This window comes from Zafaria cholistanensis (assembly GCF_008580665.1).
Lineage (GTDB): Bacteria > Actinomycetota > Actinomycetes > Actinomycetales > Micrococcaceae > Zafaria > Zafaria cholistanensis.
In genome coordinates this window covers 102440-111359 of sequence record NZ_BKDJ01000009.1, presented here as the reverse complement: position 1 = coordinate 111359, position 8920 = coordinate 102440, and the positions used below count along the sequence as shown (strand labels likewise).

Annotated in this window: 8 protein-coding genes, 6 tRNA genes and 1 riboswitch; of the genes, 7 read left to right on the top strand and 7 right to left on the bottom strand. The window is 72.3% G+C overall.

Annotated elements, in window-relative coordinates; all coding sequences use genetic code 11:
• Positions 1-131 precede the first annotated feature (131 nt).
• A complete protein-coding gene (gene zapE / locus NCCP_RS09905; RefSeq protein ID WP_149957084.1) occupies positions 132-1169 on the top strand; it encodes a cell division protein ZapE in 1038 nt (345 codons plus the stop codon).
• Between the two features lie 145 nt (positions 1170-1314).
• Here zapE and NCCP_RS09900 read toward each other — a convergent pair whose 3' ends face one another.
• The 7 genes from NCCP_RS09900 to NCCP_RS09870 all read right to left on the bottom strand — a co-directional run bounded on the left by NCCP_RS09900 (position 1315) and on the right by NCCP_RS09870 (position 2427).
• A complete protein-coding gene (locus tag NCCP_RS09900; protein WP_149957083.1) occupies positions 1315-1542 on the bottom strand; it encodes a hypothetical protein in 228 nt (75 codons plus the stop codon).
• Positions 1543-1717: 175 nt separating this feature from the next.
• Positions 1718-1794, bottom strand: a tRNA-Gly gene (locus NCCP_RS09895).
• A gap of 31 nt (positions 1795-1825) precedes the next feature.
• Positions 1826-1897, bottom strand: a tRNA-Val gene (locus tag NCCP_RS09890).
• A 71-nt stretch (positions 1898-1968) separates the two neighbouring features.
• Positions 1969-2045, bottom strand: a tRNA-Gly gene (locus NCCP_RS09885).
• A gap of 31 nt (positions 2046-2076) precedes the next feature.
• Positions 2077-2148 (bottom strand) — tRNA-Val (locus tag NCCP_RS09880).
• Between the two features lie 70 nt (positions 2149-2218).
• A tRNA-Cys gene (locus NCCP_RS09875) sits at positions 2219-2289 on the bottom strand.
• Between the two features lie 64 nt (positions 2290-2353).
• Positions 2354-2427, bottom strand: a tRNA-Gly gene (locus tag NCCP_RS09870).
• 215 nt (positions 2428-2642) lie between these two features.
• Between NCCP_RS09870 and NCCP_RS09865 the strand changes: the two genes are divergently transcribed.
• The 6 genes from NCCP_RS09865 to ribD all read left to right on the top strand — a co-directional run bounded on the left by NCCP_RS09865 (position 2643) and on the right by ribD (position 8917).
• Positions 2643-3494 carry a cytochrome gene (locus tag NCCP_RS09865; RefSeq protein ID WP_149957082.1) on the top strand — a complete coding sequence of 284 codons (852 nt, stop codon included), beginning with the start codon at positions 2643-2645 and terminating at the stop codon, positions 3492-3494.
• Positions 3495-3620: 126 nt separating this feature from the next.
• Positions 3621-4178, top strand: a complete 558-nt coding sequence (gene def, locus NCCP_RS09860; protein ID WP_149957081.1) for a peptide deformylase — start codon at positions 3621-3623, stop codon at positions 4176-4178.
• Positions 4175-5104 carry a methionyl-tRNA formyltransferase gene (locus NCCP_RS09855; protein ID WP_149957080.1) on the top strand — a complete coding sequence of 310 codons (930 nt, stop codon included), beginning with the start codon at positions 4175-4177 and terminating at the stop codon, positions 5102-5104. Before def ends, NCCP_RS09855 begins: the two co-directional genes overlap by 4 nt.
• Entirely contained in the window at positions 5101-6699 is a 1599-nt protein-coding gene (locus NCCP_RS09850; protein WP_149957079.1) for an RsmB/NOP family class I SAM-dependent RNA methyltransferase, read from the top strand. Before NCCP_RS09855 ends, NCCP_RS09850 begins: the two co-directional genes overlap by 4 nt.
• Before the next feature lie 3 nt (positions 6700-6702).
• Entirely contained in the window at positions 6703-7389 is a 687-nt protein-coding gene (gene rpe / locus NCCP_RS09845; protein WP_149957078.1) for a ribulose-phosphate 3-epimerase, read from the top strand.
• A 14-nt stretch (positions 7390-7403) separates the two neighbouring features.
• Positions 7404-7532: riboswitch (FMN riboswitch) on the top strand.
• A gap of 218 nt (positions 7533-7750) precedes the next feature.
• Positions 7751-8917, top strand: coding sequence for a bifunctional diaminohydroxyphosphoribosylaminopyrimidine deaminase/5-amino-6-(5-phosphoribosylamino)uracil reductase RibD (gene ribD / locus NCCP_RS09840; RefSeq protein ID WP_149957077.1), 1167 nt, complete (start codon positions 7751-7753; stop codon positions 8915-8917).
• Positions 8918-8920 lie beyond the last annotated feature (3 nt).

Sequence of the window (8920 nt, the reverse complement as noted above, 5' to 3'; positions counted from 1 at the left end):
GCCCCGGGTTGTCCGGCCGTCGTGGGGGGGGGGCCGGTACGGCGCGGGGGCGTGCGGAGGCGTAAGGTGGTGCGGGGCGCCGGGCGCCCCGCACCACCATCCCCCGCACGCGAAGGAACCAACGCTTAACCGTGGCCACGATCCAGCACCTGACCCAGCGGACGCCCCACGTGTCCATCGACGAACTGCTTGCCGGGTTCCATCCGTCGCCGCGCTTTGACGAGGTGTCCTTCGACAGCTACCGTCCGGACCCGAAACAGCCCTCCCAGGCCGAGGCGGTGCACCGGCTGCGCACCTTCGCCTCCCGGGTGGGCCAGCCCGAGGGGGGACTGTTCGGCAAGCTCTTCGGCAAGTCCAAGCCCAAGCGTGCCGGTATCTACCTGGACGGGGGATTCGGAGTGGGCAAGACCCACCTGCTGTCCTCGCTCTGGCACGCCGCCCCCGGCCCCAAGGCCATCGGCACGTTCGTGGAGTACACCAACCTGGTGGGCGCACTGTCCTTCCGGAAGACGGTCGAGGTCCTCAGCGGCTACAAGCTGGTCTGCATCGACGAGTTTGAGCTCGACGACCCGGGCGACACCGTCCTGATGTCGCGGCTGATGCGCGAACTTGCCGACGCCGGGGTGAAGATTGCCGCCACCTCCAACACGCTGCCCGGCTCCCTGGGCGAGGGCCGTTTCGCCGCCGTCGACTTCCAGCGGGAGATCAAGGTGCTCTCCGACCAGTTCGACGTGGTGCGCATCGACGGCGAGGACTTCCGCCACCGCGGCCTGCCGGCCGCCCCGGAACCCGTGGCCGACGCGGAGCTGCTGGACTTCGCGCGCACCCGCTACGACGGTAAGGTCCTGGCGGTCGACAACTTCGGCGACCTGGTCAAGCACCTCGCGGGCGTGCACCCGAGCCGGTACCGCCAGCTGATCGCCGGCATCGACGCGCTGGTGCTGCATAACGTGGACACCATCACCGAGCAGGCCGTCGCGCTGCGCTTCGTGGTGCTGGCCGACCGCCTCTACGACAAGGACGTCCCCATCGTGGCCAGCGGCAAGCCGTTCAGCGAGCTGTTCACCCCGGAGATGATGTCCGGGGGCTACATGAAGAAGTACTTCCGCGCGGTCTCCCGCCTCACCGCACTGGCCCGCGAAGGCCAGAAGGGCGAAGCGGCCCTGTAGGAAAGCCCTGCAGGAAGCAACCCTGCAGGAAGCGGCCCGCACGCGGAGAGTCCCCGCACACGACGACGGGTGCCGGTGCCGCCTCGCGGCGGGACCGGCACCCGCTTGCCGTGCCCTGGGACCCTAAGGCCCGGGCGGCCGAAGACTATGCCGACGCGGGTCCTGCGCCGTTGCGTCCGACCCTGTCCGCCAGGCCGTGGGCGGCCTGCCGGGCGTTCCCGACGTGGCCGGAGAAATTGCCACCGGCCCCGCCGGCGAAACCGCCGGCCCTCTCAACGACATGCTGTGCCCTGTCCGCGCCTGCGCGCGTCGCTCGGGTGGCCCTGTCCTTGAGCTCCTCGGTCTTGCCCTTGAGCGCGTCAATGATAGACAAACAGGCACCTCCTTTCGTCCGGGGAGCCGCGACCGCTCCCGTCCGCAATCCATGGTAGGGGGCCGCGCAGGGCCGCAACAGGGGGTGCGGGGAAACGGATGCGGTTCTCCGGCGGACCAAACACGAAAGGCCCCCGGCGAACCGGGGGCCTTTCTGCATGCTTCGCGGAAGCACATGGAGCGGACAACGGGATTCGAACCCGCGACCTCCACCTTGGCAAGGTGGCGCTCTAGCCAACTGAGCTATGTCCGCAAGAGGAACTCCCCGCGTGGGGGATTCTCCGTGCGCGATACTGGGATCGAACCAGTGACCTCTTCCGTGTCAGGGAAGCGCGCTACCGCTGCGCCAATCGCGCCTGCCCTATGGACTGCCCTGGAGCAGCCCCGCAAGCCGTCAATTCCATGCCGGCCGGGGCCGGAATGTCCTTGGAGCGGACAACGGGATTCGAACCCGCGACCTCCACCTTGGCAAGGTGGCGCTCTAGCCAACTGAGCTATGTCCGCAAGAGGAACTCCCCGCGTGGGGGATTCTCCGTGCGCGATACTGGGATCGAACCAGTGACCTCTTCCGTGTCAGGGAAGCGCGCTACCGCTGCGCCAATCGCGCCTGTGAATGCACTCCGTCCAGGGCTGAGGCCCGGACCGTTCCATTCAAGGCTGCAAGCATACCTTATGCGAGGTGGGGACGGGATTCGAACCCGCGTATACGGCTTTGCAGGCCGCTGCCTCGCCTCTCGGCCACCCCACCGTGGCCTGAAACGGTAAACCGTTCCCGGCTGGACCGGCGAACCGGCCACATCCAGTGACTTGCGAGCGGACAACGGGATTCGAACCCGCGACCTCCACCTTGGCAAGGTGGCGCTCTAGCCAACTGAGCTATGTCCGCGTGTGGTTTCCGCAGGCTTTGCGCTTCGTTTCCGAACCGCTTCCGTGCGTTCCAACGAGTGAAGACTCTATACGACGAATCGTCCAAGTGCAAAACGGGCCGCGCCCGGCCCCCGGCCGGCGCGTTCCGGCAACCCCCGTCCGCGCCCTCACGCTCCCGCAGGTCAGCCCGGAAACGGGGACAGGCCGTCAGGGAAGCGTGCCAGAATCGGAGGCATGACTTCCCCCGCCCTGGCCCATCAGACCCCCTTCGGGCGCATGTACTCGCGCCGCATCGGCGGCACGCCGGAGGTTCCCTCCATCACCACCGTCATCGCCCAGGCCGATGCGGGCATGGGCGGGTGGATCGGGCACATGGCCGCGACCGCCGCCGTCCAGGACGAACGCCTCGCCGCCGCCGTGGGAGACCCGGCCAAGCTGCGCGCCGTCGCGCGCCAGGCCTCGGGGGCCGCGGACGCCTACCGGGACGCCGCGGCCGCGCGCGGGGACCGGGTCCACCACTACTGCGAGCAGGTCGCCCTGGCCGCGCTGGGCCGCCCCCACGAGGCCCCGGCGGCGCGCGCGGCCCTGGAGGGGCACGGGGAGGGGGCCTTCGCGGCCCGGTTCGACCAGTGGTGGGAAACCTACCGCGTGGTCCCGCTGGCCGCGGAGGTCACCGTGTGGAACCACAGCGTCGGCTACGCCGGAACCCTGGATTTGGTGGCGGAGATCGGCGGACGGCTGTGCCTGATCGACTACAAGACCAAGGGCACCGACCGCGAGGGCCGCGTCAAGGCGCTGGACCCCAAGGTGGTGATGCAGCTGGCCGCCGGATGCAAGGCCGAAGAGATGCTGGTCGATCCCGCCGCCGGGACCTGGAAGCCGTGGCCCTACGGCACGGACCCGATGCTGCTGGGGGTGGCGATCGGCGAAACGGAGGTCCAGCCGATGATGGTGGACCCCGCCGTCCTGCCCGCCTACTGGAGCCGCTTTTGGGCCCTGCGGCAGGTCTGGGCCTCCGGGCTGAAGGTGCAGGAAGCCGGCGTGCCGCTGCGCCCGGTCGGTCCGCCGCCTCCGCCGGCCGGCTGAGGCGGCCCCGACCCGGTCCCCGCCTCCGCAGTAGAATGGATGAATGCCCGCTCCCGGCCCAGGGGGCGGAGCTTCAGGAATCCACAGCACATTGCCGGCCGGGCCGGCGGGAGGGGAGCTTTGCCGATGGCCGTCCTGGCAATCCGCATCATGGGGGACCCGGTCCTTCGCACGCGGGCCGAAGAAGTGACCGATTTCGGTCCCGAACTGCACAAGCTGGTCCGCGACATGGACGAGACCATGGAGGACGTGGAGGGCGCCGGGCTGGCCGCCCCGCAGGTCGGCGTCGGCCTGCGCGTATTCACCTTCCAGATCGAGGGCCGGCGCGGACACATCGTGAACCCGGTGCTGGAACTGAGCGAGGACTTCCAGGCTGACCGCATCGAGGGGTGCCTGTCCATCCCGGGCCTGGGCTACCCCGTGCCGCGCCGGCGCTGGACCCGCGCCACCGGGGTCGACGTCGACGGCAATCCCGTGGTGGTCGAGGGCGAGGGCTTCCTGGCCCGGTGCCTGCAGCACGAGACGGACCACCTCGACGGCATCCTCTACATCGACCGCCTCCGGGGCGAGGACAAGAAGGACGCCTTGCGCAAGATCCGCAACGCCGGCTACAACCGCGTGGCCCAGACCACCGTCGCCACCCGCGCCAAGAGCCTGGGCTCCGCGTTCGGGACCGCGCTGTGAGGGTCCTGTTCGCCGGAACGCCGGAGGTGGCCGTCCCGTCGCTGGACCGGCTCGTCGCGGACGGCTTCGACGTGGTGGCCGTGCTCACCCGCGAGGACGCCCCGGTGGGACGCAAGCGGGTGCTCCGGCCCTCGCCGGTCGCGGCGCGCGCCGCCGAACTGGGGCTGCCCGTCATCCGGGCCAACCGCATCGACGCCGCCGCCCGGGAGGCCATCCGCGCCGCCGGCCCCGACGTGGCCGCGATCGTCGCCTACGGCGGGCTCGTCCCGCCGGCCGCGCTGGGGATCCCGCGCCACGGCTGGATCAACCTGCACTTCTCCCTGCTGCCCGCCTGGCGCGGCGCCGCCCCCGTCCAGCACGCCGTGATCCACGGCGACGACATCACCGGTGCCGTGACGTTCCTGCTGGAGGAGGGGCTGGACACCGGGCCCGTCTACGGCCAGCTGACCGAGGCCATTGGCCCGGACGACACCGCCGGCGGGCTGCTGGCCCGCCTGGCCCAAAGCGGCTCCGTGCTGCTTTCGCAGACGCTCTCCGGCATCGACGCCGGGAGGCTGGTGGCGGTGCCGCAGGCCGGGGAGGTTTCGCTGGCCCCCAAGCTGGGCCTGGAGGACGGCCGCGTCGACTGGACCGTGCCTGCCCTGGCCGTGCGCCGGAGGATCAACGGCACCACCCCCGAACCGGGGGCATGGACCACCCTGGAGGGCCAGCGCTTCAAGCTTGGCCCCGTGGTGCCCCGCACGGACACCCCGGCCCTGGAACCGGGCCACGTGGCGGTCCTGCCGGGCAAGCGCCCGCGCGTGCTGGTGGGCACGGGATCCCACCCGGTGGAGCTGGGCGCGGTCCAGCCGGCCGGCAAAAAGACGATGGACGCTTCCGACTGGGCCCGCGGGCTCGGCGGCGAAACGAAGGTGGTGTTCGCATGAGCGAACGCGGAAATGGCGGCGGACGCCGCAACGAGCAGGGGCGCCAGCGCAACCGCGGGGCCGCGGGGGAGCGCCGGTTCAGCGTCGCTGCCCCCTCCCAGCGCAAACGCCGGGCCGACCCCGCGCGCCTGGTGGCCTTCGAGGTCCTGCGCGCGGTGGCCGAGGAGGACGCCTACGCGAACCTGGTGCTCCCGGCCCGCATCCGCGAGAGCCGGCTGGACAGGCGCGACGCCGCCTTCGCCACCGAACTGGCCTATGGCGCCCTGCGCGAGCAGGGCCTTTACGACGCTGTGCTGGCCCGCTGCGTGGACAGGCCGCTGCCGCAGCTGGACGGGGCCGTGCTGGACGCCCTGAGGCTGGGCACGCACCAGCTGCTGTCCATGCGCGTGCCCACCCATGCGGCACTGGACGAGACCGTGGGCCTGGCCCGGGCCGTCATCGGCGCCGGCCCCTCCGGGCTGATCAACGCGGTGCTGCGCAAGGTCGCCGCCCGCGACCGCGACGAATGGGTCGCCGAGCTGCTGGAGGACCTGGAAGACGGCGTCTCCCGCTCCGCGCTGGAGCACAGCCACCCGGAGTGGATCGTGCGCGCGCTGCGCCAGTCGCTGGCCGCCCACGGCCGCCGCGCGGACGAGATCGAGGACCTGCTCGCCGCCGACAACCAGGCCCCCGTGGTCAACCTGGTCGCCCTGCCGGGCCTGGGTTCCCTCGACGAGGCGCTGGCCCAGGGCGCGGAGCCGGGGACCCTGGTCCCGGGGTCGGCCTACTACGCCGGCGGTGACGTGGCCCGGCTGGAGTCCGTGCGGGGCGGCACCACCCGCGTCCAGGACGCGGGGTCCCAGCTGGTGGCCTGGGCGCTGGCCAATGCCGAGCTGCCCGGGGGAGGACGCGACTCCGTATGGCTCGACCTGTGCGCCGGCCCCGGCGGCAAGGCCGCCCTGCTGGCCGCCGTCGCGGCCCGGCGCGGGGCCACGCTGACCGCCAACGAGCCCACGCCGCACCGCGCCGAGCTGGTGCGCAGGGCGCTCCAGGCCGTCCCCGAAGAGCACTGGATCCTGACCGTCGAGGATGGCCGGGACTACGGTAACGCCGACAATGCCGGACGCTTCGACCGCATCATGGTGGATGCCCCCTGCAGTGGACTCGGCGCCCTGCGCCGCCGCCCCGAATCCCGCTGGCGCAAGTCACCCCAGGACATCGCCGAACTGACCATCCTGCAGGGCGAGCTGCTGGACGCCGCGCTGTCCGCGCTGCGTCCCGGCGGCGTCCTCGCGTACGTCACCTGCTCGCCGCACCCGGCCGAGACCCGCGCCGTCGTCGAGGACGCGCTCAGGCGCCACCCGGACGCGCGGCTGCTGGACACCGGGGCCGCGGCGGATGCGGTCTGCCTGGGCGGCACCCTCGGGGCCGCGCATCCGCTCGATGCCCGCCGCCCGCAGGGCGGCAGCGCGGAACCGGAAAGCAGCGCGGAACCGGGAAACGGCGTCGAACCGGGAAACACCGTCCAGCTGTGGCCCCACGTGCACCGCACCGACGCCATGTTCCTTGCCCTGCTCACCAAGGGGGCCCCCGGCATCCCCGCTACGGAGGACTGACCCATGCGCTCCTGCCGCATCCACCCCAGCATCCTTTCGGCCGACTTCGCCAACCTGGAGGCGGAGCTGCACCGGATCGCCACCGCCGACGCCGTGCACGTGGACGTGATGGACAACCACTTCGTTCCCAACCTGACCCTGGGGCTGCCGGTCGTCCGGCGCATCGGGGAGGTCAGTCCGCTTCCCCTGGACGTGCACCTGATGATCTCCGAGGTGGACCGCTGGGCCCCGGGCTACGCCGACGCCGGCGCTTCGTCGGTAACCTTCCACGCGGAGGCCTCGGCGGCGCCGGTGAAGCTGGCCCGCGAGCTGCGTGCCCGCGGGTCGAAGGCGTCCCTGGCCCTGCGCCCGGCGACTCCCGTCGAGCCGTACCTGGACATGCTTCCCGAACTGGACATGCTGCTGCTCATGACGGTGGAGCCGGGCTTCGGCGGCCAGGCGTTCCTGGACCTGGTGCTGCCGAAGATCCGCCGCGCCCGCGCCGCGATCGAGGGAACCGGGCTGCCGATCGCCCTGCAGGTCGACGGCGGCATCACCCGGGACACGATCCTGCGCGCCGCCGAGGCCGGGGCCGACGTGTTCGTGGCCGGCTCCAGCGTCTACGGCACCGGGGACCCCGCGGCGGCGGTCGAAACGTTGCGCAATGTGGCACAGGCAACGCCGGGCGCCACCGAACATGTGGTTGAATGAAAGTACAACTACAGAACGTGCTCCGGGGTCGGTGAAATTCCGAACCGGCGGTGACAGTCCGCGACCCGAGGTGCCCTTGGCACCACGGCTGAGCCGGTGGAATTCCGGTACCGACAGTAAAGTCTGGATGGGAGAAGCACGTACAGGGTAGCTCAGCCTGCCTGGCGCATCCTTTGGGGATGCCCGGCCGGGCCTGCCGCACTGTCGTAACCCCCGGAGCCGCCGCGGCTCACGAGGAGGAACGCTTGAAATCCCTGCGGTGGCTCATTGAAGCTGTCAACACCACTGCCGCCCTGGCGGTCATGGCCGGCCCCGCCGCCGGCCCGGGGGCCGGTGCCCACGCGGCACGGGCGGTGCGCTGATGCCGGCCGACCGCGCACCCGCCCGCGCCCCGGCACACGGCACCGCCGCCACGGACACCGCCTTTACCGATGCTGCCTTTACCGATGCCGCCTTCACTGATGCCGAGCGCTCCGCCATGGAGCTGGCGCTGGCCGAGGCCGGCCGCGGCGTGCGTGGCGCCAACCCGCTGGTGGGGGCCGTGGTGCTGGGGCCGGACGGTGCCGTGCGCGCCGTCGGGCACCACCGCGGCGCCGGCACCCCGCACGCGGAGGCCGCCGCACTGGCCGCCCTCGGCCCGGTGGACCCGGCCGAAGCGGCGCAGCTGACCATGGTCGTCACGCTTGAGCCGTGCAACCACACCGGCCGCACCGGCCCCTGCGCCGGGGCGATTGCCGCGGCAGGGATCGGCCGCCTCGTCTATGCCACCGCCGACGGCACCGACCGTGCCGGCGGAGGGGCGCAGTTCCTCGCCGCCCGCGGCATCGGGGTCCGCGCCGGGCTGCTGGGGGAGCGCGCCCGCGAACTGAACCACCGCTGGTTCGCCGCCCGCTCCGCCCAGCGGCCCTTCACCACCCTGCATTTGGCCCAGACCCTGGACGGGCGCATCGCCGCCGCCGACGGCACCAGCCAGTGGATCACCGGCCCCGCCGCCCGGGCGCACAGCCATGGCGTGCGTGCCCGCGCCGAGGCCATCCTCGCCGGCACCGGCACCGTGCTCGCCGACAATCCGCGCCTGACGGCCCGAAACCCCGACGGTACCGCCGCCGCGCGGCAGCCCCGCCGCGTGGTCATGGGCCGGCGCGAGGTTCCCGCGGACGCCGCCGTGCGCGGGGACGGCAACTGGGTGCACCTGGCCACCCGAGACCCTTCCGAGGCCCTGGCGGCCCTGGCCGCCGAGGGCACCGACCACGTCATGATCGAGGGCGGGGCCGCCATCGCCACCGCCTTCCTGGCCGCGGACCTCGTTGACGAGCTGTGGCTGTACCAGGCCCCGCTTTTCCTCGGGGCGGGCCGCCCCGCGGTCGGGGACCTGGGCATCGGCACCCTCGCCGATGCCCGCCGCTGGCGGCTGGACGATGCCGGCGGTCCCGCGCACCAGCGCCTCGGCGACGACGTCCTGCTCCATCTCGAACCAGCGCCCGCCCCGGCGCACCCCGCGCCTGTCCGCGCGGAAGAAAGGAACTGAGCA

Coding starts and splice junctions, on each gene's coding strand:
- NCCP_RS09865 (WP_149957082.1), top strand. CDS start 2,643: ATGACTTCCCCCGCCCTGGCCCATCAGACCCCCTTCGGGCGCATGTAC.
- def (WP_149957081.1), top strand. CDS start 3,621: ATGGCCGTCCTGGCAATCCGCATCATGGGGGACCCGGTCCTTCGCACG.
- NCCP_RS09850 (WP_149957079.1), top strand. CDS start 5,101: ATGAGCGAACGCGGAAATGGCGGCGGACGCCGCAACGAGCAGGGGCGC.
- rpe (WP_149957078.1), top strand. CDS start 6,703: ATGCGCTCCTGCCGCATCCACCCCAGCATCCTTTCGGCCGACTTCGCC.
- ribD (WP_149957077.1), top strand. CDS start 7,751: ATGCCGGCCGACCGCGCACCCGCCCGCGCCCCGGCACACGGCACCGCC.